Origin of the sequence: Colwellia sp. Bg11-12 (genome assembly GCF_014076955.1) — a bacterium.
In the GTDB taxonomy this organism is placed as follows: domain Bacteria; phylum Pseudomonadota; class Gammaproteobacteria; order Enterobacterales; family Alteromonadaceae; genus Colwellia_A.
On record NZ_JACGUZ010000072.1, the window covers coordinates 51,072 to 75,920 of the forward strand.

General features: G+C 38.6%; 22 protein-coding genes. 7 read left to right on the forward strand and 15 right to left on the reverse strand.

What is annotated here, in order from left to right; all coding sequences use genetic code 11:
* Positions 1-39: 39 nt before the first annotated feature.
* From H4J39_RS11820 to ubiG, 3 genes are all read right to left on the reverse strand, one after another.
* The gene (locus tag H4J39_RS11820) at positions 40-348 is read right to left on the reverse strand and encodes a YkgJ family cysteine cluster protein (RefSeq protein WP_182180862.1); all 309 of its coding nucleotides are present in this window, start codon (positions 346-348) and stop codon (positions 40-42) included.
* Between the two features lie 143 nt (positions 349-491).
* Positions 492-869 carry a PAS domain-containing protein gene (locus H4J39_RS11825; protein WP_182228549.1) on the reverse strand — a complete coding sequence of 126 codons (378 nt, stop codon included), beginning with the start codon at positions 867-869 and terminating at the stop codon, positions 492-494.
* 280 nt (positions 870-1,149) lie between these two features.
* Complete coding sequence (ubiG, locus tag H4J39_RS11830) at positions 1,150-1,947, reverse strand: bifunctional 2-polyprenyl-6-hydroxyphenol methylase/3-demethylubiquinol 3-O-methyltransferase UbiG (RefSeq protein ID WP_182228551.1); 798 nt, start codon at positions 1,945-1,947, stop codon at positions 1,150-1,152.
* 47 nt (positions 1,948-1,994) lie between these two features.
* Between ubiG and H4J39_RS11835 the strand changes: the two genes are divergently transcribed.
* The 3 genes from H4J39_RS11835 to H4J39_RS11845 all read left to right on the forward strand — a co-directional run bounded on the left by H4J39_RS11835 (position 1,995) and on the right by H4J39_RS11845 (position 4,429).
* A complete protein-coding gene (locus H4J39_RS11835) occupies positions 1,995-2,357 on the forward strand; it encodes a DUF2237 family protein (protein WP_182228553.1) in 363 nt (120 codons plus the stop codon).
* Between the two features lie 191 nt (positions 2,358-2,548).
* Entirely contained in the window at positions 2,549-3,742 is a 1,194-nt protein-coding gene (locus H4J39_RS11840) for a GAF domain-containing sensor histidine kinase (RefSeq protein ID WP_182228555.1), read from the forward strand.
* Between the two features lie 111 nt (positions 3,743-3,853).
* The gene (locus H4J39_RS11845; RefSeq protein ID WP_182228557.1) at positions 3,854-4,429 is read left to right on the forward strand and encodes a DNA-J related domain-containing protein; all 576 of its coding nucleotides are present in this window, start codon (positions 3,854-3,856) and stop codon (positions 4,427-4,429) included.
* Between the two features lie 44 nt (positions 4,430-4,473).
* Here H4J39_RS11845 and H4J39_RS11850 read toward each other — a convergent pair whose 3' ends face one another.
* The 11 genes from H4J39_RS11850 to H4J39_RS11900 form a co-directional block, all read right to left on the reverse strand.
* Complete coding sequence (locus tag H4J39_RS11850; RefSeq protein ID WP_182228559.1) at positions 4,474-8,094, reverse strand: response regulator; 3,621 nt, start codon at positions 8,092-8,094, stop codon at positions 4,474-4,476.
* A gap of 368 nt (positions 8,095-8,462) precedes the next feature.
* Entirely contained in the window at positions 8,463-9,251 is a 789-nt protein-coding gene (locus H4J39_RS11855) for a phytanoyl-CoA dioxygenase family protein (protein WP_182228561.1), read from the reverse strand.
* A 188-nt stretch (positions 9,252-9,439) separates the two neighbouring features.
* Positions 9,440-9,796, reverse strand: a complete 357-nt coding sequence (locus tag H4J39_RS11860) for a cupredoxin domain-containing protein (protein WP_182228563.1) — start codon at positions 9,794-9,796, stop codon at positions 9,440-9,442.
* A 24-nt stretch (positions 9,797-9,820) separates the two neighbouring features.
* The gene (locus tag H4J39_RS11865; RefSeq protein ID WP_182228565.1) at positions 9,821-12,097 is read right to left on the reverse strand and encodes a heavy metal translocating P-type ATPase; all 2,277 of its coding nucleotides are present in this window, start codon (positions 12,095-12,097) and stop codon (positions 9,821-9,823) included.
* Positions 12,098-12,565, reverse strand: a complete 468-nt coding sequence (locus H4J39_RS11870; RefSeq protein ID WP_182228567.1) for a MerR family transcriptional regulator — start codon at positions 12,563-12,565, stop codon at positions 12,098-12,100.
* A gap of 77 nt (positions 12,566-12,642) precedes the next feature.
* Positions 12,643-15,786, reverse strand: coding sequence for an efflux RND transporter permease subunit (locus H4J39_RS11875; RefSeq protein WP_182228569.1), 3,144 nt, complete (start codon positions 15,784-15,786; stop codon positions 12,643-12,645).
* A gap of 2 nt (positions 15,787-15,788) precedes the next feature.
* On the reverse strand, positions 15,789-17,387 hold the full coding sequence (locus H4J39_RS11880; protein ID WP_182228571.1) for an efflux RND transporter periplasmic adaptor subunit: 1,599 nt from the start codon (positions 17,385-17,387) through the stop codon (positions 15,789-15,791).
* Positions 17,387-18,865, reverse strand: a complete 1,479-nt coding sequence (locus H4J39_RS11885; RefSeq protein WP_182228573.1) for a TolC family protein — start codon at positions 18,863-18,865, stop codon at positions 17,387-17,389. The genes H4J39_RS11880 and H4J39_RS11885 overlap by 1 nt, the downstream gene beginning before the upstream one ends.
* Complete coding sequence (locus tag H4J39_RS11890) at positions 18,858-19,016, reverse strand: hypothetical protein (RefSeq protein WP_182228575.1); 159 nt, start codon at positions 19,014-19,016, stop codon at positions 18,858-18,860. The genes H4J39_RS11885 and H4J39_RS11890 overlap by 8 nt, the downstream gene beginning before the upstream one ends.
* 150 nt (positions 19,017-19,166) lie before the next feature.
* Positions 19,167-19,565: a hypothetical protein gene (locus H4J39_RS11895; RefSeq protein WP_310649748.1), complete on the reverse strand. Its 399-nt coding sequence runs from the start codon at positions 19,563-19,565 to the stop codon at positions 19,167-19,169.
* A gap of 134 nt (positions 19,566-19,699) precedes the next feature.
* Positions 19,700-19,975: a metal/formaldehyde-sensitive transcriptional repressor gene (locus H4J39_RS11900; RefSeq protein WP_182228577.1), complete on the reverse strand. Its 276-nt coding sequence runs from the start codon at positions 19,973-19,975 to the stop codon at positions 19,700-19,702.
* A 104-nt stretch (positions 19,976-20,079) separates the two neighbouring features.
* Here H4J39_RS11900 and dmeF point away from each other — a divergent pair, with 104 nt between their 5' ends.
* Together dmeF and H4J39_RS11910 are read left to right on the forward strand one after the other, a co-directional pair.
* On the forward strand, positions 20,080-21,000 hold the full coding sequence (dmeF, locus tag H4J39_RS11905; protein ID WP_182228579.1) for a CDF family Co(II)/Ni(II) efflux transporter DmeF: 921 nt from the start codon (positions 20,080-20,082) through the stop codon (positions 20,998-21,000).
* Positions 21,001-21,124: 124 nt separating this feature from the next.
* Entirely contained in the window at positions 21,125-21,664 is a 540-nt protein-coding gene (locus H4J39_RS11910) for a manganese efflux pump MntP family protein (protein ID WP_182228581.1), read from the forward strand.
* 38 nt (positions 21,665-21,702) lie between these two features.
* Here the strand turns inward: H4J39_RS11910 and H4J39_RS11915 are convergent, their stop codons facing one another.
* Positions 21,703-22,023 carry a hypothetical protein gene (locus H4J39_RS11915; RefSeq protein WP_182228583.1) on the reverse strand — a complete coding sequence of 107 codons (321 nt, stop codon included), beginning with the start codon at positions 22,021-22,023 and terminating at the stop codon, positions 21,703-21,705.
* A gap of 211 nt (positions 22,024-22,234) precedes the next feature.
* On the opposite strand from H4J39_RS11915, the gene H4J39_RS11920 reads away from it, so the two are divergent.
* Both H4J39_RS11920 and H4J39_RS11925 read left to right on the forward strand, forming a co-directional pair.
* Complete coding sequence (locus H4J39_RS11920; protein ID WP_182228585.1) at positions 22,235-23,140, forward strand: ABC transporter ATP-binding protein; 906 nt, start codon at positions 22,235-22,237, stop codon at positions 23,138-23,140.
* Positions 23,140-24,672 carry a hypothetical protein gene (locus H4J39_RS11925; RefSeq protein ID WP_182228586.1) on the forward strand — a complete coding sequence of 511 codons (1,533 nt, stop codon included), beginning with the start codon at positions 23,140-23,142 and terminating at the stop codon, positions 24,670-24,672. Before H4J39_RS11920 ends, H4J39_RS11925 begins: the two co-directional genes overlap by 1 nt.
* Positions 24,673-24,849: the final 177 nt, after the last annotated feature.

Genomic DNA, 24,849 nt, shown 5'->3' on the forward strand with positions numbered 1-24,849 from the left:
TTAATGGTTAGGGGTTTTTTATTGCTATAAAATCAACGTTCAATTGTTTACTGAGGTATAGAGCTTTTCTGTTCTTTCGTCGATACATTCATATGAACCCATCTCAAATTCTCGACAAACCCAAGGTCTGTTTTCATAGATAGAGCACAATAATGTATCTCGATTGAGCGCTGAGCACAGACCATCATCAAGTCGTAACATTGATTCATGGCCATGGTCATCAATATAGATATGCCGATGAGGCACACCAGTATCAGAAATAATTCTAACTTCTAAACTGCAGCAACATGCCTGACAATTTGCACAGGTGACTTGGGGAACGGGAATGTTTTTTACTTCAATGTTCATAATAAATAATAAATAACAATAAATTTAATAATGCATAGGATACGCTAAACGGTTAAGGTTCTCGAGCTAATAGAGGCTGAACCGTCTCATAATGGACAAAAAAGTGAGCAATAAAATGTATCTATGAATAAAAACAGCAAAATTTAAAAATCAAAATGTTTAAAGAAAACATCATAAATGACCTTTTCTACTTCAGTTCCATAACAACGAGTATGTTTAAACTCTCCACCCTCTTCATAAACACTTGAGTTGTAAATAATATATTTAACGTCATTTTTACCTTGTACCCTTGCGGGGTAATTCTTCAAAATATCAAAACGACTTAAACGTTTCATCATATCAGATAAGCAGTCTTCGTCTATCTGAAACTCTGACACGTGGTGACCTATATATTCATTTTTTTCATATCCTAGCACTTCAAGCTCACACTCATTGGCATAAACAATGATACCTTCTGGCGAGACAGCATGAATACCTATTGATGAGTTATAGATAAAATCTTCTGGATTTTCAGTAAACATAAAGTCACCTAACACCTGATGAAAGGTGTAAATAGTTAGCAAGTTCAGTGAAGGATAAAACGTAGACCTTCAGTTCATCAACACTTAAGCGTAGTGCACGAAACGCAAGTCGACTAGTAGTGATGGTTCAACCCCTTTTTATGGTGCTGGTTTTCACCTAGCCATTGCTACCATCGAGACAATAACTGACTTTTTCTTTTATTCTCTTGTTACTATCACATGTTTAGCATAACAGAACATTAAATATTGTCAGTCAGTTAACTATTTACAGATTAACAGTCTAACCGGTCGCTAGTTTTTTATAGAGTTGTACATAGTTGACCCCAAGACTTGCGGTGGTTTTCCATGTTTTAGTCACTAGGCTGTAAGACATGCCCATTTCTGTTATCAACTGCATACCCGCCATTGAAGCCATATTATTCAATTCGACAGGCGTTACAAAGTCACGCCAACTGTGCGTACCAATAGGTAAATAACGCATTATATATTCGGCGCCAATAATCCCAATTAGGTAAGATTTACACGTACGATTGAGTGTTGCCATAATGACACAGCCATTGAAATTACATAATTGACTACATTCTTTTACCAAATCTTTCTTATTCGGAACATGCTCTATAACTTCAGCATTAATGACAACATCATAACGGTTCTGGTCGCTTGTGCTCGTGTGGTGCGCATGCTCATGACGATATTCAATATCAAGCTGAGATTTCAACGCATGACGCTTCGCAACTTCAATACTCATTTCACTCACATCGATGCCTACTACGCTAGCGCCTGCATTTGCCAAAGGCTCACAAACCAAGCCTCCACCACAACCCACATCTAAAATACGTAAGCCTTGCAGCGGCGCTACCTTTTTGGGATCTCGGTCGTAGAATAAGCATATTTGCGTTATAAAATACTCGACGCGGGCGCGATTAAATTCAAGTGCGGTCTTGTACTTACCGTTTGGATCCCACCAACTCTCAGCCAACTTATCAAATTTTGCTATTTCTTCGGGACTAAAATTACCAGCAGAAGTAGGTTCAGTGCTATCATTTGGAATCGAGTTAAGCTTACTTTTGTCTAACATAGTAGGTCTTCCATTTCATTTAACGTTCATTAATACAAGGCACCTTCATGGATAATCAATTCAATGTATTAGGTACAAGTTTACAGTTATGTTGTAGTAATACGGGCTATACCCGAAAAGGGTTTTGTTATGTACCAGAATCTGATTTTGGCAACCACAGTGTTTGTGCAATTATGACCGATGAATTCCTGCAATTATCAAAAGCACAAGGCAATGATTTAATCACTCCTAACCCTATGTATGACTTCCCTGGCTTAAAAGCGGGTGATAAATGGTGCTTATGCGCCGTTCGCTGGTATCAGGCGATTGCAGCTAATGCTGCTCCTCCTATTGTGCTTGAGGCAACCAACCAAAAAGCTTTAGCCGTAATATCTCTAGATGTTTTAAAAGCCCATCAGTATAAAGGTTAATAATAGTATAGAGCGAAGCAGACAGTCACATTAATTAGGCCTATTGACCACCTGAGTGAATTGTTAACTTACTCAGCGTAATTTGAAGTTTGACAAACTCTGCTAAAATCAATAAATTCTATTTATAACAATACAATTAACAGCCAATTATCGTCTAGACTTAGTTAATACACAGTAAGGATTTGAGCATTATGATAAGTGCAGGACTGCACCCTAAAGAAACACAACGTATTGATGAGTTACTTCGTTACGAAGTATTAGATACCGAAGATGAGAAAGCACTTGATGAACTGACTCAGTTGGCGAGTGCAATTTGTGGCACGTCTATCTCGCTTATCTCGCTTGTAGATAAAGACCGCCAGTGGTTTAAATCACGCGTAGGACTTGATGCACCTGAAACACCAAGGGAAATAGCCTTTTGTTCGCATGCGATTTTACAAGACCAAATATTTGAAATACCTGACACCTTAGAAGATAAGCGCTTTATTGATAACCCGCTTGTAACCGGTGCACCCGATATTCGCTTTTATGCGGGCGCGCCACTTGTCAGTACAAATGGTTTGCCTATAGGTACCTTGTGCGTTATTGATACCGCTCCTAAAAAACTAGATGAAAAACAGCAGTTAGCATTAAACACTTTGGCTAAACAAGTGGTTAGCCAACTAGAACTGAGACTTCGTAATCGACAGCTATTGCGCATGCAAAAAGATCAAGAAAAGATATTTGCCGTTATGTCTCATGATTTACGGTCACCTTTTAACGGGATTTTGGGGCTATCAAAAATTCTCCATCAAAATGCTGACACACTTGAGCCTGAGCTTATCGCTGAAATGGCAAACGGTATTTTAGAGTCATCACTCACTTTCTATCAGTTATTAGACGAAATTTTACAATGGTCACGCAATCAATTAGGTGCGCTTCATGTTGAGTTAAAAGCGACCGCTTTAAATCCGCTGATAACAGAAACGCTCGACTTAATGAAAGAGAGTTTTATCCTAAAAAAACTTACTATTAAACACGAAAAAAGTGAAGATACGGTAGCTATGGCAGATGTTAATTTAACTAAAACCATTATTCGTAATTTACTGGCAAACGCGATTAAATACACGCCAGAGCAAGGAACTATACATATAAAAACACAAACTATTGAGGATAAAATTCAACTAATCATTACGGATACGGGACAAGGTGTTCCACTTGATATACAAAACGGGTTATTTAGTGAGAGTGTCGCGAGCAACCGAGGTACTCAAGGAGAATTAGGTCACGGTTTAGGGTTAAGTTTATGTGGCGATTTTGCACGTAAACAACAAGGCTACTTATCACTAGACAAAGAGTATAAAAACGGCGCTAAATTAATACTCAATTTCCCTCCTATCTCTTAATGATAAGAATACAGATAGGTCGAGGTTTATTACTGTGAGCCCTTTTCTCTGGCTAAGTTACCTTCCTCTACGAAGAAAGTTCAACAACAAATTAACCGTGAATCAACGCCAATGATTAATCCGTTAATTATTCCGATATTAGGATATTTAAGACAACAGAATAGTTCATGTTCGTTGCTTGATTTGGTCACGCTTTGTCATCAGGACTTTTTATTGCTTATTGGTAAGGATGTCGACCTTCAGGTTGTTATTTTCCAAAAGAATTTTTTTGTAATGAATGCGCTTTATCAAATTCAACGAGACATTCAAACCGAGGGTTTTATACTCACAATCTTCCCCTTAGCAATCTCTATGGTGCCAAATTCAACTGATGGTGCCAATGCCCTGACCACTCGTGATACTGAATTGGCCAGCTACTATTTAGACTGGTCTAATTTGAGTAACATCACCGTTGAAGAAGTCGAAAAACTTTTTTCGAGCTTTTGGCAAAGGTATCGTGCGATAGATAAGGTTGAAGCTGCTCTGATGACCTTAGGGCTAGATAAAGACGTGGATTGGTCTAAAATACGTAAAGCTTACCGTAAGAAAACTAACATTAGTCACCCTGATAAAGGCGGATGCGCAGAAGACTTTATTGAAATCCGCACAGCTTATGAAGTGTTAAGTTTCAGTTATCGTGGAACTTAACGCTAACAAAGCAGAGAGTAACGTTGTATAAGTTGATTATCTGGTTAAGTAATAGGTGATTTATCCTTAGGTAACCAGCGCGTTAATGCCTCTTGGAGCTTACTTGGGTTTACCGGCTTAGAAATAAAGTCGTCCATGCCTACTGCTAAACATTTTTCTCTATCTCCTTGCATTGAATTTGCAGTCATCGCAATGATGGGGATCTTTCTGTTAAGTACATTCGATTGGGGAAGGCGAATTCGTTGAGTGGCTTCATAACCATCCATGACTGGCATTTGACAATCCATAAGCACTAAGTCAAAAGGTAAATGGCTTAAAGAACTCAGTGCTTCTTCACCATTAGCAGCCAAATCAACTTGTACGCCAAACTTTTTCAACAAGCCTTGAGCAACTTTTTGATTAACAGCATTATCTTCGACTACCAATACTCTTGCCTTGAACTGAGGAAGTTTGCGAGCACTGTATGCCGTGATCAATGATTGCTCTGGGGAATTAACTTCTGCTATTGTCATTAAAGTGTTGTAGAGAATAGACTGATCAATCGGTTTATTAAGATATCCGTTAAAACCTGCTGTTTTAAGCTTTTCAGCATCACCGCGTTGGCCTTGTGATGTAAGCATCATTAAACGAGTATTTGCAAAAAGGCGACTGTCACCTTTAATTTTCGCCGCTAATTGAAAGCCATCCATTTCAGGCATTTGCATATCAAGAATGGCGATATGATAAGGGTGTCCTTGTATCGCAGCTTCCGTTAAATTCTCTAAGGCTTTATGACCACTATCTACCAAGGTATGCTCAACCTGCCACTTAGTGAGCAGTAATCCTAATAACGTTCGGTTTGTTAAATTATCATCAACCACAAGTATTTTTTGATTATGTAAGTTGTTATAAGATTTATTTGGTAGCGTACTTTTGGCATTCGCTATATTGAGTGTAAACCAAAACATTGAACCTTCACATTCAACACTTTTCACCCCTATTTCACCGTCCATCAATTCGACTAATTGCTTACTTATCGATAGCCCTAATCCCGTACCTCCATATTTACGGGTAGTTGAACCGTCGGCTTGGCTGAAACGTTCAAAAAGTTTATTTTTCTGCTGTTCAGTAAGGCCAATTCCGGTATCAGATATCTCAAAGAGAAGTGTTGTACGTTGCTCTGTTTGCTCTTGCACTTTGCAATAAACAGACACCTCACCTTGTTCAGTAAATTTAATCGCATTACCGACAAGATTATTAAGTATTTGCCGGATACGTCCAGGGTCTGCAATAAAAGACTGAGTAGGTATAATATTAGCAGGAAAAATAAGCTCTAGCCCTTTATCATGCGCCTGAAAAGCAAGACTACTAGCAAGTTCATGCAGCAACAATTCTAAGTCAAACTCAAGTGGTTCAAGCGCTAACATACCCGCTTCAACTTTGGAGTAATCAAGAATATCGTTAATAACCCCTAGTAACGATTCAGCACTGTTTTTTACAGTTTTGGCAAAATCTTGCTGCTCTTGATTTAACGGAGTATCAAGTAAGAGATTAATCATACCGATTACGCCATTCATTGGCGTACGAATTTCGTGACTCATATTCGCTAAAAAATTAGTTTTCGATTCATTGGCAACATCAGCTTGTTTTTTCGCTTGGGCTAGGCGAATAATAGTTTCTTTTTGATGGGTAATATCAGTACTAATATAGGTGTTACCATTGAATTGATTATAGTTATCGTAAAGTGGCACAATAGTCGTATCTAACCAATAAAGTTGATCTCCTTTAGCTTTAATTAGCACTTCATCGTGCCAAAACGCACCATTAGAAACTGCCAAGTAAATGTTGAGCCAATAATCTTTTGACTGATTTTTTGAGTTTAAAATACGATGGTTTTCACCAATAAGTTCTTCACGGCTATAACCACTGACCGCACAAAACTTATCATTAGCGTAAGTAATAACACCTTTCGTATCGGTGACAAAAACAAGGGAGTGCTCATCCATTGCATTTTTTTGCACCGCCAAATCTTGTTGGGCTACAATGCGCTTTCCTTCATTTTCAACCCGCGCATCAATTTCTATTTTGAGCCTTTTGTTCATACGGAAAAATATTAAAATAATCAAAATCAACAATGATATTATCGGTAGAGCCCAAAAAAGAATAGTGGATAACTTTGTCCCTGATTGTACGTGAACCGACAGCCAATTATTCGCAATAGCAGAACGTTGTTTTTCATTCATAGCGGCAAAAGTTTTATTTAAAATAGGAATAAGGGGTTCAAGTCCTTTTCTAACAGCCATTGATAATTCAAGTGTATAAGGAGTAAATGAAGTGATAATCAGGTCATTAATTTTATTTTTGTTTATTTCATAATTAATCGCAGCAATTGAATCAACAAAAGCATCGATTTCACCAGACTGTAACTTTTTAAGTCCATCTTCAACCGAAATAACGTCAACTATATTTATATTGGGATGATCTCGAGTAATAATTTCGTTATAAACATAGCCTTTAATTAGGCCAAGCCTTCTTTGGTTTAGTGATGATAAACTTTCAGCATAAAAAGCATTCTTTTTACTGACAATGACCAATGAAATTTCAAAATAGGGTTCAGTAAAACGAATATACTCTGCTCGTTCTTTTGTATAAAAAATGGCAGACATGACATCAATATTGCCACGTTTAAATTCCTCAAACGCTTCGCCCCAACTCCCCCCTAACCTAGGTGTTAAATTTATTCCTAGTTGTTGTTTAGCATACTGCATGTAATCAGCGGAAATACCACTATGAACTCCCTGTTGATCGTTAAATTCAAACGGTGGAAATGCGGAGTCTGTCCCCAAACTAAATGAATTATTTTGTGATAACCATTGTTTTTCAATTTCTGTTAAATGAGGATTAGTTGACGATGTTTCAAAAAAAGGTTTTAACGTTGGTAGCCATTTTTTTTCTAATTCAATGATTTTATTAACCGGAATATTTTCGATACCTGTATTAACCAGAGTTAATAATTCAGGCTGGCCTTTTGCTATCAACGCAAAGACATTATTTGAAGCAATTACCTCATCAGAAATAGTGAATACGCCACTTAAGCCCTTTTTAGCTATTTGTGCAAAAGCATTAGGTAATTCAGCAACCACAGCTTGAACATCATTATTTAACAATTGCTCAATTCCCTCATCGAGGATTTCGAATGTAGTTAAACCAATATCTGGAAAGTGGTTTTTCAAATATGACTCTTGAAAACTATGGTTTTGAGTCGATATTATTACGTCATGAAGTTCTTTAAGCTTAGCGTTTTTATTGATTGAACGATTATAAATGATACCGGTTTTTACGTTGTGGATAGGTAATGAAAAGTCTGCCCATTGTTCTCGTGCTTTATTTTTAAAGAGTCCAACATGGAGCGTATTTTTCTGCTTTATTAACGCCAAGCTTTCTTTAAAAGGCACCATAACAAAGCGTATAGGGATGTTATTTGTTTTAGACCAGAGTTCCCAAAACTCAATATAAAGTCCGCTAGGAGTACCGTCAGGTAAGTTAAAGCTAAAGGGTAAGTTACCTTCAGCACCGACGATCGTAAGAACGTTCGACTGCTCTTTGCTTTGTTCTTTTGAGAACAACGGAGAACTATAGAAAAGTACCAGCGTTAATAACAGATAAAAAAATGTGCTTAATTTCATATTTCTCATATTAGCATAAGTTAGATAAATTTTTATTCGATGTATTACGCAAGTTATGGCCTCATTTCAATGCGTATTGATCAGAAATAATTTGCCATACAACATAGACGAATGTAATAACGATCACCTAATGTACTTATTGTTGAATAAAACGTCAAACATCATAAAGAAATACTGGCGCGTTTTTGATCATACAGCGTCGTTGATTTTATTAAAAATATTTTATTTGAAACAAACTTAAATCGCCCCCCTATCTATGCCATTACCATTCATCAGGGAATTAAGTTAAATAGCTTGCGGTAATCAAGATTTTTTTGATGCTATGAAAAACAAAGAGACTGATACCGTATCACCCTCCTTGAGGATTTTTACTTGAGGTTAATCGTTTTTAACTGCAACGTATTAACAAATAACCTGGGATCATCTATTTTGTCGAGCATTGAACGTTCGGGTAAACAGTCGTCATCAACGTAGTCAGCAAAATCTCCAGCTGAATCAAAAACTAAAATATCTAGCGCTAATCGATCCATTCCGTAAAGACCTCGGTGGATCATGTCAGCCGAAAAAACTAACAAGTCGCCTGCGGCTAACTTAATCGCTTTGCCAGTAGAGAGGTTTTCACTGCTGAGCCTACCCTTTTCTTCTTGTCGGACATTATATTCTTCTTCATTGTCCCATCGCTTATGTGTTTCAGGCACAAGTTCCATACCAAGCTCGTCAAACAAAGGCACACGAAGGTGAACAACTTGCGTCTCCTGAATCGCTTTTTTTTGCGCTTCAACTTCATGGTCGTATTGACAATCTCGATGCCAAAAATCTTTTTGCTTAGGATCAACGGGGTTAAAAAATAATTGGGTATTCATAAATGCAGGATGATTTGTTATAACCGATTCAACAATATCCATTACTTTTTTTGAACTGATGAAGTTAAAAAGCTTCACTCTATCGTCGAACGCCAGGTATTGGCTTCCCGTAATTAAAGAAGAATTAAACGCTTCCTCTTGATAGAACTTTGCATTGTCTTTTTTCCATAAGTCATGAAATTTCAGCACTACTTTTCTCAATGATGAAATTTCAGCGGCATTAAAGTAATCTCTAATAACAACGTAACCTTGATCGTCATAATTGCTTTTTAATTGACTGCGATTTTCTACCATTAACGCATACTACCTTTACTTTATAATGAGATTTTATTGTACTTTTTTCAGAGACTACTCTGCTAACCTTGCCAATTATAACGCATTAAATTATCGTTATTCAATGCTCACAATATCGATTACGCCTTCCGCCCACGCTTTCATTTAGGCGGGTGTATGACAATTCCGTGGTGAATGTGCTAATAAAATTATTTAACCACTAAAGTGCCATTATACATTTTCATTGGGCAATGAAATGGATATTCTCCTGGCGGCATTGACGGTAAAAAAATCGACTTACTGATATCCAACGGCAACTCTTCATTTATTTCAAACTCAGGAAAAAGCACTGTTGCCGCGCAAGGACTGCCATCCTTACGAAGAAATTTAAGGGCGATTTCTTTTCCTGCTTCAACCTTTATTTTAGCTGGCTGATAAATACCATTATTTACAATTATTGTGATATTTTCAGTACTTGTATCAACAGCTTTTGCAGGTTTATATAGCCAAAACCACCAAATAACGAGCCCTATAAGTACAAACCCGATGACATTAATTATTATCATTTTACTTATTCCTTTATCTGTAGATTAATGATCTTGGGGCTTAAAAAATCTTAATCGATTAGCGTTACTTACCACCGTCAAAGAAGAAAAAGCCATTGCCGCGCCTGCAATAACAGGACTTAGCAACACGCCAAAAAATGGATATAAAATTCCGGCAGCAAAGGGCACACCGGCAGCATTATAAATAAAGGCGCCAAATAAGTTTTGTTTGATGTTCCGTAAAGTAGCTTTACTTACCGCGATTGCATCAGCTAAGCCATGAAGAGAGCCTCTCATTAAGGTAATGTCTGCGCTCTCAATGGCCACATCAGTGCCCGTTCCAATAGCAAAACCGACATTAGCAAGCGCTAAGGCAGGCGCATCATTTATACCATCGCCTGTCATCCCAACTATTTCTCCCTGTGCTTGTAGCTCGGCAATTTTAGATGACTTCTCTTCTGGTAATACTTCAGCATAGAACTCACTTATACCCACTTTATCCGCTACAGCTTTTGCAGTAGCCTTGTTATCGCCCGTTAACATTACCACTCGAATACCATTATCTTGTAACCGCTTAATGGCTGAAATTGAATCTTCTTTTATCGGGTCTGACACAGCAATGAGCGCGGCTAATTCGTTATTTAGTGCAAAATACATCGGCGTTTTAGCTTCGCCCGCCATCACTTGAGCCCGTTCAATAATAGCTTGAGTAAGGGGAATACCTTGCTCGACCATTAGCTTTTCATTACCAAAATATAGCTTTTCACCGCTAACAGTACCCTGAACGCCTTGCCCGACGATAGCGTTAAAAAATTCAACTTTATCAAGCGTTAATTCTTGCTCTTTTGCTGAGTCAACAATCGCCTGTGCCAGAGGGTGCTCTGAGCCTGCCTCTAAACTAGCGACTAATGACAAGATAGTATTATCCTTCATGTTATTAAACACCAAGACATCGGTAACCTTAGGTGCACCTAAAGTGATAGTTCCCGTTTTATCTAAGACCATTGCCGTTATTTTCGAAGAGGTTTGCAACGCTTCACCATTACGAATGAGTACACCCGCTTCCGCGGCTTTACCTATTCCCACCATTACAGACATAGGTGTCGCTAATCCTAAGGCACATGGGCAAGCAATAATTAGCACGGTGGTCGCTGAAATTACTGCAAAGGCAACTGTAGGTTCAGGACCGAAGTTCAACCAAATTAAGGCACTACTAATAGAAACAATCATAATCACAGGAACAAAATAGGCAGAGATAACATCAGCTAAGCGACCAATTGGGGGTTTAGAGTTTTGCGCACGTTTCACCATGTTTATAATTTGTGCGAGGGCTGTGTCTTTCCCAACTCGGGTAGCGTTAAAAATAATAGCACCTGATTTGTTAATCGTACCTGCAGCGACTTTGTCACCAACCTCTTTTTTAACAGGCATTGGCTCCCCTGTTAACATCGACTCGTCAATTGTGCTGCTGCCTTCAATAACCGTTCCGTCTACGGGTACTCGCTCGCCAGGTCTTACTCGCACTTCGTCATTTAATAAAACTTGCTCAATAGTAATATCTAGCTCTTTAGCGTCTCTTATCACTCTGGCGGTTTTAGCTTGTAAACCGATTAAACGCTTTATGGCTTCACTGGTGCGTCCTCGTGCTTTTACCTCAAGTGCTAAACCTAAGTTAATTAAACCAATGATCATCGCTGTCGCTTCAAAATAAACATGGCGAGCCATTTCAGGTAATGCTAACGGAAAAAGCACCACTATCATTGAATACAGCCAAGCAGTACCCGTGCCTAAAGCAATTAAGGTGTCCATATTGGCACTGTGGTTAACCAATGATTTATAAGCGCCAATATAAAAATGCTTTCCTGCAAAATACATAATTGCCGCGCAGAGCAAACCAACGACCAACCAAACTCCGCGTTCCAAATTAGAATTTACCGTCATGGGTCCGCCTAATAAGCTATACAGCATTAACGGCGCACCTAAACCTAAGCCAATCCAAGTTTGTAACATCAGCTTTTTATAGTATTTATTTTCAGCGGCCTCTTTTTCATTTAGTAGCTCCTCGTCACTGGTATCTTGAGCACTTTTTGCGTTATAACCAATAGACTCAACAGCTTTGATTAATTGTTGTGGGGAAATGTCCTGCTGCATTGTGATACTGACAGTTCGTAATGCAAAATTCATTTCGGCGTTTTTAACCCCAATAATTTCTTTCAAAACAGTTTCTATTTTACCAACACAACTGGCGCAACCAGCCCCTTCAATAAGCAGTTCTAGGGTTAATAATTCAGTTGCTCTTAACTTGTTTATTGCGTTACTCATTTATGCCTCCTTTTTTGATAAGGGAATGACCACCGAATCATCTTGTTGAACCTTTGACTCTAAGCCTTCATCGAAACCTTCAATTAAATGACAAATCATCTCACTTGTCGGTGCTTTATTTGGCTTACTCTGCCAGTCAGCTATCGCTGACGTTAAACGATTTCTTAAGGCTAATGCTTGCTGAAACTGACGCTCAGTTTCACGTAGTTTTTTCTCAATTAATGCTCTGGCGAGCTGACACGCACTATGACCCTTGTCAGCTTCAACGAGTATTTTCTCTATATCTTTTACGGTAAAGCCTAGCTGTCTTGCGCTTATAATAAAACTCAACCTTTTTTGGTCTTTAAAACTGTAAGACTTATAACCATTTTGAGCATTTTTATTGGGTGATAAAAAACCATTACGGGTGTAATACCGAACGGTATCGGCGGTCACCATTAAACTTTTTGCTAATTCACTTACTTTCATGATGACCCCTGTGACTAATATTAGTTTGCTATTGCTTAAGCATAAACCTATGTCTAACACACAACTCAAGGTTTATTTTATACTTCATTGGTTTTTATCGATGACGAGCGCCATAAATAAAATAATGCCGGTAATACAAGTAATGTTAATATGACAGCACTGAACACGCCGCCAATCATAGGTGCTGCAATTCGCCCCATCACTTCAGAGCCAGTCCCTGTACCATACAAAATAGGTAACAAACCAATAAATATGGTCGCTGAAGTCATCATCACCGGACGAACACGCATACCAGCGCCATGTAAAACCGCTTTAAGTACATCTTCTTTGGTGGTTTCGATAGCTTTTTCACTATGCTCTCTAAGCATTTCTTGATATGCCTGATTGAGATAAACCAGCATAATGACACCGATTTCTACAGCAACACCTGCTAGCGCGATAAAGCCAACCCCAACCGCCACCGAGAAGTTAAAGCCCTCTAGATACATTAACCAAATACCGCCCACCATCGCTAATGGTAAAGTACCCATGATCATCGCGACCTCAATCACATTTCTAAAGTTCAGATAAAGTAGAATAACAATGATAAATAAAGTGAGCGGCACAACATAAGCCAACTTAGCTTTAGCACGTTGCATGTATTCATATTGGCCTGCCCATGCAATAGAGTACCCGGCCGGTAATTTCAATTGGTCAGCGACCACTTTCTGTGCAGCAACGACATAAGTCCCAACATCAACGCCGTCAATATCAACAAAAGCCCAACCATTTAAGCGAGCATTTTCAGATTTGATCCCCGGAGGGCCATCCTCGATAATAATATTAGCAACATCGCCCAAGGAAATGCGTTGGCCATTAGGGGTAACAATAGGCAACAAAGATAATTGTTCAGGCGAATCACGATAATCTTGTGGATAACGTAAACTCACCGGATAACGCTCTAAACCTTCAACCGTTTGAGTAACATTCATCCCACCAATAGCCGTAGCGATAACTTGTTGTATTTCAGCAATATTTAAACCGTAACGTGCGGCTTTTGCTCGTTGAATATCCACTTTTATATACCTGCCACCAGCAACACGCTCTGAATAAACGGACGCGGTGCCAGGTACATCTTTTAAAATCACTTCCAACTGTTTACCAATCTCTTGAATAATCTCGAGTCTAGGGCCAGCAATCTTGATTCCTACGGGTGTTTTAATACCCGTTGCTAACATATCAATACGTGTTTTAATCGGCATAACCCAAGCGTTAGTAACGCCTGGCAGTTGCACTAAATCGTCAAGCTCTTTTTTTAAACTTTCTGGGGTTACCCCTTCTCGCCATTGGTCCTGAGGTTTAAACTGAATAAAGGTCTCTATCATGGTAAGAGGTGCTGGGTCTGTTGCAGTGTCGGCTCGACCAACCTTACCAAACACAGTTTTAACCTCAGGAACGGTTTTAATCAGCTTATCCGTTTGTTGCAGTAACTGCCGCGCTTGCCCTATTGAAATACCAGGGTAAGTGGTTGGCATATACATCAGATCTCCTTCATCAAGCGGTGGAATAAACTCGCTACCGATTTTATCCAATGGATATATCCCAATAGCAAGAATTGCGAATGCTGCTACTAGCGTCATCTTTGGAAAACGCAAAACGGTTTTCAACGCAGGCATATAGATAAAAGTTAACAATCTATTTACCGGGTTTTTATGCTCAGGCAGCACTTTTCCTCGAATAAAATACCCCATAAGTACCGGTACTAAGGTAATAGCTAATACGGCAGAAGCCGCCATGGCATATGTTTTGGTAAAAGCTAGCGGGGAAAACATCCGTCCTTCTTGTGCTTCTAAGGTAAATACTGGCAGAAAACTCACTGTAATAATTAATAAGCTAAAGAATAATGCTGGCCCGACTTCACTGGCTGATTCACTGACGATTTGCCAACGATTCTCTTTGGTTAAGGGCTTATCTTTCGGAAGAGCCTCTATGTGCTTATGCATATTCTCAACCATCACGATTGCACCATCTACCATTGCTCCAATGGCAATGGCAATCCCTCCTAACGACATGATATTTGCGTTTAGGCCTTGCCAGTGCATCACAATAAATGCCGTTAAAATTCCTACGGGAATACTGATAATGACAACAAGGGAAGAACGAACATGAAATAAGAAAATGATGCAAACTAACGCGACAACCCCAAATTCTTCAAGCAATTTATAAGCAACATTTTCGACTGCTCGTTCAATCAAGGCAGATCGGTCATAAACAGGCACTATTTCAACGCCTGCTGGTAGTCCTTTTTTCAGCTGTTCAAGTTTTTCTTTGACACGGTTTATCACTTGCTGAGCGTTTTCGCCAAACCGCATGACGACTATGCCACCAACCGTTTCACCTTCGCCGTTAAGTTCAGCGACACCACGTCGCATTTGTGGCCCTGTGCCTATATCGGCAACATCTTTTAGCAGTAAAGGTGTGCCATTTTCGTTCACCCCTAGAGGGATATTTTCTAAGTCTTCGACACTTTTAATGTATCCCGTAGCCCTTACCATATATTCGGCTTCGGCCATTTCAACAACTGACGCACCTATTTCTTGATTACCTTGTTTAATCGCCATTTGAATGTGTGAAAGTGGAATACCAAAAGCACGTAATTTATCGGGATCAACCCTCACTTGATATTGCTTGACCATGCCGCCCAGAGCAGAAACCTCTGATACACCCGGTACGGTTTGCAACTCAAACTTTAAGAACCAATCTTGTAAACTACGTAATTGGCTTAAGTCATGTTGACCTGTTGGGTCTGTTAGCGCATACAAATATACCCAGCCAACGCCCGTAGCATCTGGGCCTAGTTGAGGGCGAGCATCACTGGGTAAATTTGGCGCAACCTGACTTAAATATTCAAGTACGCGTGAACGTGCCCAATAAAGGTCAGTATCTTCATTAAAAATGACATAAACATAAGAGTCACCAAAGAATGAATAACCGCGCACAGTAACAGCCCCAGGTACAGAGAGCATAGCAGTGGTTATTGGATAAGTGACTTGATCTTCAACCACTTGCGGCGCTTGACCAGGGTAACTTGTTTTGATGATAACTTGCACATCAGATAAGTCAGGTAGTGCATCAATGGGCGTTTTGCTAACAGAATACAAACCAGCACCAACAAGTAATAATGTCGCTAACAGTACGAAAAATCGATTACCAACAGACCAACGAATAATAGCCGTGATCATGGTTATTCTCCTTGGTCGTTAACAACATTTTTCATTGTTGTGTCAGCTTTAGTCATGGTCATTGCACTGATAATAATAAAATTATTATCTCGAATTTCAAAGGTAAACATCACATAAGCATGCTTTGAAAATAAGGTCATATCAACCTTCTCATCAACAATGAAATCAACGATGTCTGCTGCGCGTCCCCATTTTTCTATAGCTTCTCGGTTGATAGTTACCATGCGATGATCGAACATAGCCGAAACGACGGTTCCATTTACTGTTGCAGAAGAAACAGATGTCGACGAAACCTTGCTATTGCTTCCACTCATCTTCATTGATTTATCTTGGTCAGACACTTTATGGGAAGGCTCTTTATCGGAAACTTCATAATACATGCGCTTAAAATCAGACGATTTGCTTGACTCTGAATCGAGTAAAAATTGTGCAGAACTCACTACTTCTTCCCCGTCGCTAAGCCCTTTAAGTATTTCAACACTTTCACTGCCATAGTGTCCCACTAAGACCTCTACAGATTTGAAACTTCCCTCACCTAATGCAAGCACAACTCGGTCTTGCTTGCCTGTTCTGATCAAGGCCTCTTTTGGAATAATCAGCGCTTGTTCATCATCGGTTGTATGAATGGCAATTTGCGCAAACATATTTGGTTTAAATTCACCTTTTTCATTATCGAAGCGTAAACGTACTTTCACTGTACGTGTTTTAGGATTAAGCGTTGGATAGATATAATCCACTTGACCTTCCCATGTTCTGCCCGGTAAATAATCAAGTGTCATTGTGGCGGGTGTCGCCATTTTAACTTGCCCAGCTTGTCTTTCAAAAACTTCAGCTTCAACCCAAACTTCAGAAAGGTCACCAATTGACATTAACGTAGAACCTGGTTTTACAAATGAGCCTTCACGTACGTTAAGATTTTCAACAACGCCCTTTTGTGGTGAATAAAAGGTTATTCTCTGTTGAACTTTTTTCGTTTCTTTGAGTTTTTCAATAGCGACTTTAGAAAGCTGTAATGCCGACAATCTATTTTCTGCAGCCTTTATTAGTCGACTATTTTTTCTATCTATTGCTAATAATAATTCCTCTTGAGCATTCACTAACTCTGGAGAATATATATCATATAAAGGTTGATTGTTTTTAACACGATCGCCAACTGATTTAACATAGAGCTTCTCTATCCATCCCTGCACACGCGGGTTAATATGAACAAGTTTTTCTTCATTATAAGCAACATAACCCACAGTGTTTATTTCCGTATGTAATGACTTATAATTTGCTGTTACCGTGCGCACCCCTAAGTTATTAATAACATCTGGTAATATGCGAATGGTGCCTGCACCTTCATTTGGGCCGACACCGCCATCATCATAGACAGGCACTAAGTCCATTCCCATCGGCGACTTACCTGGTTTGTCTTTTTTATAATTTGCATCCATTGGTGCGACCCAATAAATTGGTTTTTTCTCTTGGGATACCATGGTGGTTGCTTGGTCAGTCTCTAGCAGCGTAATAAACCGAGTGGCACTAAAAGTGAGAATACCGCCGATTATTATGCCCAGAATTATCGGTTTCATTTGTTTTACTGAGGTCGTTGTACTCATTATTCTTCTCCCCAAATAACCATATTTTTGCGGCTACTGGTTAACTTCACGTTGTTTGTTTTTTGTGGTTTCGCTGCCATACCAAGATTACCTATAAACAGGTAGTTAAGTTCTAGCCGTATTTTTTGTTCTTCTACGTTAATGGTTAACTCGTCTATTTCGGCATTTAACACCGCGATACGTGAACGAACAACTTCAGAAAAGTCGCCGTCATCATTGGTATAGGCAGTCAAAGAGGCTTCTGCTTGATCGTGTATTTGTGGTAATAATTGGGTTGTATACAAGTTTTGTCGGTCTTTTAAACGCAGTAATCTTCCTTTTGCACTCGAATAAGCACCAAGTAATTGTCGAAGTAAGAGTAACTTCTCTGTTTTCATCGCTTCGGTTTGAGATATCGCTGATTTAACTTCTTGGTCTTGTCGATTTTCAGTAAAAAGTGGCAAATCGAATGTCACGCCAACAGAGAATAAGTCAGCTCGACTTCTTCCCATAGGATCATCTGCGCGATACCCGTAACTTGCGTTTACTCCCCATTCAGGCTTGTACTTTTGTTGTGCTAACTTGATGCCTGTTCTAGTGGCTTTTATCTTGTTTTCGAATGCCATAACAGACGGGTGGCTTAAGAAGTGTGCGATCAATTCACTTGGCTTTAGCCAACTTTCTTTGGCAACTAAATCATGAGTAAGTAACGCTATTTGGGGTAACTCTTGGCTGAGTACGATATTATGTAAAGTGTTGTTTAAAGAATAATCAGTGACTGAGTATACTTCATCACCTGAGTTACTTCCCTTTGAAAACGTGGTTAACCACTGAGAAAGCATTCCCTCATAGTGATTTTTCTGTTGTGCTAGTTTATCTAACCTATCATCTAAATAGGTAAGCTCTAATTGTGCTCGAACAATATCTTGCTGACGTGTTTTACCTAAGGCAGATGAATAGCTTGCTGTTGCTAAATCGGCTAACTGTTCAAACAACGATCTGTTTTTTTCAATTAAGGCGACACTTTGCTGAATTCGATAAGCGTCTAACCATAAACTTCCAACCGTTACGGCGACCTTTGATTCCCTGTCTTTTCTTTGATAGGGAAACGCTTCACTTTGTATTTTAAGTTGTTGGCTTTTAATCGCTAAAGTATCTCCGCGAGGAAACATTTGTGAAATGCCAACTTTAGCCTGTGTCATACCTTCTTGGCCAAAATCAAAACCATTCACCGGTAAATTTGACAGAGCCAATGACACTTTTGGGTCTGGCAAGGTATTAACCGCTCTACTCATTGACTCAATAGCGCTTTGTTTATGAACATTCCCTGTTAACCAAGGATCATTTTTTTGAGCGGCCTTAACTGCCTTTGCAAAAGATAGCGGCGCATTACCCCCCATTAAAGGCGACGTTGCAGCACTTGCTGATAAAAGTGTAAAGGCGAGAGTTCCTACAATAAATTTCATACAAAATTGTTGATCAAATTTATACTTATTCATGAGTATTTTTCCTTAGCGGATTGACCATCACCATAGCCAACGTGAGAAGTAGCGGCATAATGAGTATGACTAGCACCTGACTTATTGAACAACTAACCATAGCTTTAACAAAAGAAGCGATTGCTTTTAAGGTAACTTTATTTGAATACATGACCCCTCCAAGAGGGATATTAATTAATATTTTGATTCATTAAGTTTGTTTTGACGGGGATAAAGTCGTTATAAAAAACGGCATCAAAAAAGCCTAACACAGTATATTGTTATATAAAGGTGCCAAAATTTGGACACAATTATGCTGTATTTAGCTTAATATGGGTGGGCGGTATAAAGACGATGGTTGTTGGCTTAATGCCAAATGAGAAGAGGAACGTATTTTAAATGAAAAATTAACGATCGGGCCGTTATCTGTAACATCTATCATCAATGCGATGATCATTGAGCACCCTCCTGTAAAACAGTTACAGGTGCCATCACAACAATCTTTCATCGATTTATCAGTAGTCTCTGATTCCTCAAAACTGTCAGAAGTAGCAACCATATTATGGTCACTGTGATCCATCATAGACATGTCTTGCGATTGCTCGTTCATTACCTTCATACTCATCATATGATAAGACATAATAGTCGACGCCATTGCCTGACCAACAAAGGTCATGCAAGCGAGCAATACTATTAATGTTTTAGATAATTTAAAAGTCACAAGAACCTACAAACTATGATAATTAGCGTAAATGATTGCATACCCTATATTTATATTCAATAAAAATAAGGTGATGCTTTAATAAAGCAACGTGATCAAATGATGATTACTGTCGCTTAAATTTAATTAACACGTTATTTCAAATAGCTTTTAAGGATGGAAATAACATCTTCTACTTCTTCTAATCGCTGCTCTTTAGTCATTTCCTCAGCGCCTAAATGCTCCCTCAAATGAGCTTCTAATACTTCTTTCATCAGCCCATTCACCGCCCCTTTAATCGCTGCAACTTGTTGTAAAACAGCCATGCAGTTTGGTTCGCCTTCTAAAGCTGTCTCTAAAGCAAGTGACTGACCTTTTATGCGCCTAACACGACTGAGGAGCTTTTTTTTTCCTGCGATGGTATGTGACATAAATGTCCTTTGCTTGAAAAGTAGTATACTAGGGTATAGTATAATACAAAATTTAAATAGGTGCTATTTCAATCCAGCATGAAGCGACCAATTTAGGGTATGTAATGAAAAATGATAGCAGTATTCAATGGGAACATTCTCATAATTTTGGTATTGACAGTAAGCTACATGAAAACAAAGTAAAAACTGTTTTTTGGTTAACAACCGTTATTATGGTACTTGAGATTGCCGCAGGAACGTGGTCAGGTTCTATGGCCCTGCTTGCCGATGGTTGGCATATGGGTACTCACTCTGCGGCATTCCTTATTGCACTCTTTGCCTACTCTTACGCTAAAAAACATGCGAATAATAAAGACTTCAGCTTCGGAACAGGTAAAGTAAACTCTTTAGGGGGCTTTGCCAGCGCAGTCGCCTTAGCCATTGTCGCATTGATGATGATAATAGAATCTGTGCTTCGATTAGTAGAACCACAATCTATTCATTTTAACGAAGCTATCATGGTTGCGATTATTGGTTTAGTCGTCAACGTCGCCTCTGTTTTTATCTTGCATGATGGTCATCACCACCATCATGGAGACGATGACCATGAGCATCATCACCATGAGCAAGACCATACGATGAAAGCAGCCTATTTTCACGTATTGGCTGATACCCTTACCTCTTTATTAGCGATTGTTGCTTTGCTCTTTGGAAAGTACTTGGGGCTACTCTGGATGGATCCATTAATGGGAATTGTTGGTGCTATAGTGATCTTGCGTTGGTCTTATGGGCTTATCAAAGAATCAAGCGAAGTGCTGCTTGATAAGTCGATAAAAAAATCAACCATGGATAAAATTTCACTGGCATTAAATGAAAAAAACACGGTAATAAACGATATACATGTCTGGAAAATAGCCACCGCTCATCAAGCAGCAATTATTAAAGTAACCGCTGTTAAACCGCTAGATACAGCAGAGTATGAAGCTATTTTACAGCGGTTTTTACCACAACTTTCACACGTATCTATTGAAATACAACGAGGTTAAATAACTGTAAGCATACCGTTAAAGGTATTGGTGTGCTCCAGATAGCTTTAATTAGCCCTTACTATGAGAATTATTTTTCATAAAACATATTAATGTAAAAATTATATTTATTGGAGTTTACAAAGTGTTCGACATAGTCATTCTCGCATTAGCATTAAGTATGGATGCATTTGCGGTATCAATAGGTTTAGGATCAAAGCGCACGAAAAAGACCACCTCGCTTGCGGTTATGGCTGGGTTATACTTTGGTATTTTTCAAGGATTAATGCCTTTATTAGGTTATATGGGCGGTATAGGTCTTTTTAGTTGGGTCGGGATTTATGCACCTTGGATAGCATTTTTCTTACTGGTATTAATTGGTGGAAAAATGATTTACGAATCGCTTTCTGAAGGCATAGAAGAAGATATCGCTAAAATTACCCATAGGATCATGTTGGTGCTTGCTATAGCAACCAGTATAGATGCAATGGCGGCAGGATTTTCTTTAACGATACTTGAGGTCAATCCGTTTATTGCATGCGCGACAATCGGTATTACCACATTGTTTTTCAGTGCTATTGGTGTTTTTATTGGCGCAAGAAGTGGTACATGGCTCGAAAGTAAATCAGAGTTATTAGGAGGTATAGTACTGATATTAATTGGACTAAAAATGTTGTTTATATAATTTATATTTTGGGCTTATTTACCTATTAATGTTGTAAATTAACGCTCATATATCATCCAAAGTTTATAATAAACCGCGTTACAAGTGGCATTATCGTCCATAACACCATCTCTATTACAATCTGAACCCGTAAGAGATTTAACAACATCTGTGCCATAGATAGAGACATCGTCTTGATCAGGTTTAACAATAATCGTCACTTTAGGTGATTTTTCAATGAAATCGGCAACATTTTTATATAAGGCAAATTCTTCTTTTGAAATAACCTCGCTTATATCAATTTTTTTTAATTCACCCGCATCAATGTTGCTTGAAAAAATCCCTAACACGCTGACAATAAAAGCACTGAAAATTTTCACATAACGCTCCTAAAAAGAATAATGATTATACCAACCTCTAGTTAAGCTTCGCTCAATAATTTTTATTTATTTCACTAATAGTTAGTGAGATTGATCAAGCGGGTAAATTTCAAAAACTCACAGTCCAACTTAAACACTTGATTTGTAAGTGTTTATTTTTTGGCGTGATATTTGCTAAATTGATCTCATCTTAATGAGGAAGAGAACTATAATGCTATTGGATATTCAATCACTTAGTCATCAATACCAAGATGGCAAAAATGCAAAATTCGCCATAAAGTCGCTGTCATTAAACGTTGTACCTGGAATTTTAGGTTTGTTAGGTCCTAATGGTGCAGGAAAGTCTACCTTAATGCGTATTCTTGCAACGATCACAAAGCCTAGCCAAGGGAAAATTCTATGGCAAGGACAAAATATTATCAAGTCACCGCAGTTATTGCGTAACGAACTCGGTTACTTACCACAATATTTCGGTGTTTATGACCAGTTGTCAGGTACTGAGTTTTTGCAATATATGGCCGGGCTAAAGGGATTAAATGAATCTTTAGCCAAGCAAAAAATTGAAGATTTACTTAATAAACTCAATCTTACACATGCCGCACATTTACCATTAAAAGGCTATTCCGGTGGTATGAAACAACGTATTGGTATTGCACAAGCTTTACTCAATGGTCCAAAGTTACTGATTATCGACGAGCCAACTGTTGGCTTAGATCCGCAAGAGCGTGCAAATTTTCGCCAGCTATTAACTGAGTTAGCCGATGATCGTTGCATTATATTTTCAACGCACATAGTAGCAGATGTTGAATCGATAGCCGACCGTATTGCTATTATGCAAGCGGGACAATTAATTCAGTCAGCAACGCCAAGCGCACTGCAAGATAAAGTAGCGAATAAATGCTGGCACCTCACCTGCAATGTCAGTGAATTAAAAAAAGTTCAGCACGACTTTATTATTAGTCACAGCGTACGAAAAGAAAACAAGGTTGAATTAAACATTGTCGCTGACTATTGCCCTGATGCTCGAGCAACGTCAAGAGCACCATCACTAGAAGATGCCTACCTGTACTTTACCAGTAATAAACGTTCTCAAACTGATCTGTCGAGGGCATGTTAATGAGTCAGTTATGGCAATGTATTCTCGCCGACTTTAAACAACGAACACGCCAACAAAGTTTTGTTGTTACTTTGCTGGCAATGTCGGTATTAACCTTACTTTTTTTCCCTTCTCTAGATGATCAATATCAAACGCTAGTGGTCAATGGTTACCGAGGTATTTATAACAGTGCTTGGCTCGGTATTTGTTTGGCAATGTTAAACGTTTTATTTCTACCACTCATCTGTTTTTATCTGGTCAAGAATGGGCTTGAATTAGACCGACAATCAATGACCAGTGAGCTTATTGCAGCAACGCCTATTAACAAACTCACTTTTTTATTTGCAAAATGGTGTACTAATGTACTCATTTTAGTTTCTATCGTGATGGTTATGTTGATCAGTTGTATTTTACTTCAGCTCTACTACGGAGAAAGCTATCAAATAGACCTTTGGGCGTTAGCCTGGCCACAATTAGTGTTTGTATTGCCAATGCTATTAGCTGTTGCTTCATTAGCGATAATGTTTGAAACAATTAAATGGCTTAAAAATGGCTTGGGTAATGTTGTTTATTTTTTCTTATGGACCGGTTCGATTATTCAATCCATTGAAAGTGTTTCAGGAATAGGCGCAATACTTTCTCAACTAGATACAGAGGTTGCAGAACGTTTTCCGCTACAACAAGGCTCAACACATATCGGCGTTACCATAGTCAATGAAGTAGAAACCGTTAACACTTTTATTTGGCAAGGCATAGAACCATCAACTTCGAACCTGTTGGGTATCATACCTTTACTGATTATTAGCTTGAGCTGCTTTATAATTGCAGTGATATTTTTTGATCGTTTTAGTCAACATTCACTTACCGAAAACAAACAGCCATCAAAATTAGTTATCTTCTTAAACACACAAGTGATCAGCCGACTTGATATTCCTTTTTATTTGCTAACCAAGCATTTCGCTTTTACACGTTTATTACGATTAGAGCTAAAATTATTACTCAAAGGCCATTCAACTTACTGGGTAATGGGACTTTTAACATTAAACATCATACAGTTGTTTATTAGTCAGCAATTGTTGGTCAGCGTATTTTTGCCGCTTTCATGGTTGTGGTGTGTTTTAGTCGTTTCGCAGCTCGGACAAATAGAGAAACAAGCGAATACTACCGAATTAATAACCTACAGTAATAAGTCAGCAATACAGCAAAGTTTAGCCAGCTACTCTTCGGCATGGGTGTTATTGACAATGGCAAGTTTAGGAAGTGCGCTTAGATTTGCGGCAATGTCCGAGTGGCTGTTAATCATTCAATTAATTATAGCTATTTCATTTACCGTATCACTTGCCTATTTTTGTGGTGCATTTACTGGCACAAAACGTATGTTTGAAGTGCTATACCCAGCAATTTGGTATATGGGACCGATTCAAGCAGCGTTATATCTAGACTTTTTTGGTGTTAATAGCCAAGTAAGTTGGCAAGCAGGAACACCTTACTATTTTCTCGCCATTTCAATAGCTTTACTTGTCTTAACGGTGAAGAATAAAAGTGTGCGTTAATTATGTCGCGCTTTAACCATGTTAACCTGTTAGTTCTTTTATTAATTTAAGCCCCTTTAGAAGGCACTTAATATTTAAAAATGATAACGATTGAACTCGTCAGCTGTTAGCCTTAACATTCGGTTGATGCGTTCAATGCCTATTCAAATTAAAACTATCGCCTCTTGAACAATGCTA

What these genes read in the sequence shown, in the direction of transcription:
- dmeF (WP_182228579.1), top strand. Translation starts at nt 20,080, where the DNA reads ATGAAAAATGATAGCAGTATTCAATGGGAACATTCTCATAATTTTGGT.
- H4J39_RS11925 (WP_182228586.1), top strand. Translation starts at nt 23,140, where the DNA reads ATGAGTCAGTTATGGCAATGTATTCTCGCCGACTTTAAACAACGAACA.
- H4J39_RS11860 (WP_182228563.1), bottom strand. Translation starts at nt 9,796, where the DNA reads ATGATAATAATTAATGTCATCGGGTTTGTACTTATAGGGCTCGTTATT.
- H4J39_RS11865 (WP_182228565.1), bottom strand. Translation starts at nt 12,097, where the DNA reads ATGAGTAACGCAATAAACAAGTTAAGAGCAACTGAATTATTAACCCTA.
- ubiG (WP_182228551.1), bottom strand. Translation starts at nt 1,947, where the DNA reads ATGTTAGACAAAAGTAAGCTTAACTCGATTCCAAATGATAGCACTGAA.
- H4J39_RS11885 (WP_182228573.1), bottom strand. Translation starts at nt 18,865, where the DNA reads ATGAATAAGTATAAATTTGATCAACAATTTTGTATGAAATTTATTGTA.
- H4J39_RS11840 (WP_182228555.1), top strand. Translation starts at nt 2,549, where the DNA reads ATGATAAGTGCAGGACTGCACCCTAAAGAAACACAACGTATTGATGAG.
- H4J39_RS11880 (WP_182228571.1), bottom strand. Translation starts at nt 17,387, where the DNA reads ATGAGTACAACGACCTCAGTAAAACAAATGAAACCGATAATTCTGGGC.
- H4J39_RS11850 (WP_182228559.1), bottom strand. Translation starts at nt 8,094, where the DNA reads ATGAAATTAAGCACATTTTTTTATCTGTTATTAACGCTGGTACTTTTC.
- H4J39_RS11875 (WP_182228569.1), bottom strand. Translation starts at nt 15,786, where the DNA reads ATGATCACGGCTATTATTCGTTGGTCTGTTGGTAATCGATTTTTCGTA.
- H4J39_RS11855 (WP_182228561.1), bottom strand. Translation starts at nt 9,251, where the DNA reads ATGGTAGAAAATCGCAGTCAATTAAAAAGCAATTATGACGATCAAGGT.
- H4J39_RS11845 (WP_182228557.1), top strand. Translation starts at nt 3,854, where the DNA reads ATGATTAATCCGTTAATTATTCCGATATTAGGATATTTAAGACAACAG.
- H4J39_RS11920 (WP_182228585.1), top strand. Translation starts at nt 22,235, where the DNA reads ATGCTATTGGATATTCAATCACTTAGTCATCAATACCAAGATGGCAAA.
- H4J39_RS11900 (WP_182228577.1), bottom strand. Translation starts at nt 19,975, where the DNA reads ATGTCACATACCATCGCAGGAAAAAAAAAGCTCCTCAGTCGTGTTAGG.
- H4J39_RS11890 (WP_182228575.1), bottom strand. Translation starts at nt 19,016, where the DNA reads ATGTATTCAAATAAAGTTACCTTAAAAGCAATCGCTTCTTTTGTTAAA.
- H4J39_RS11835 (WP_182228553.1), top strand. Translation starts at nt 1,995, where the DNA reads ATGGATAATCAATTCAATGTATTAGGTACAAGTTTACAGTTATGTTGT.
- H4J39_RS11825 (WP_182228549.1), bottom strand. Translation starts at nt 869, where the DNA reads ATGTTTACTGAAAATCCAGAAGATTTTATCTATAACTCATCAATAGGT.
- H4J39_RS11820 (WP_182180862.1), bottom strand. Translation starts at nt 348, where the DNA reads ATGAACATTGAAGTAAAAAACATTCCCGTTCCCCAAGTCACCTGTGCA.
- H4J39_RS11870 (WP_182228567.1), bottom strand. Translation starts at nt 12,565, where the DNA reads ATGAAAGTAAGTGAATTAGCAAAAAGTTTAATGGTGACCGCCGATACC.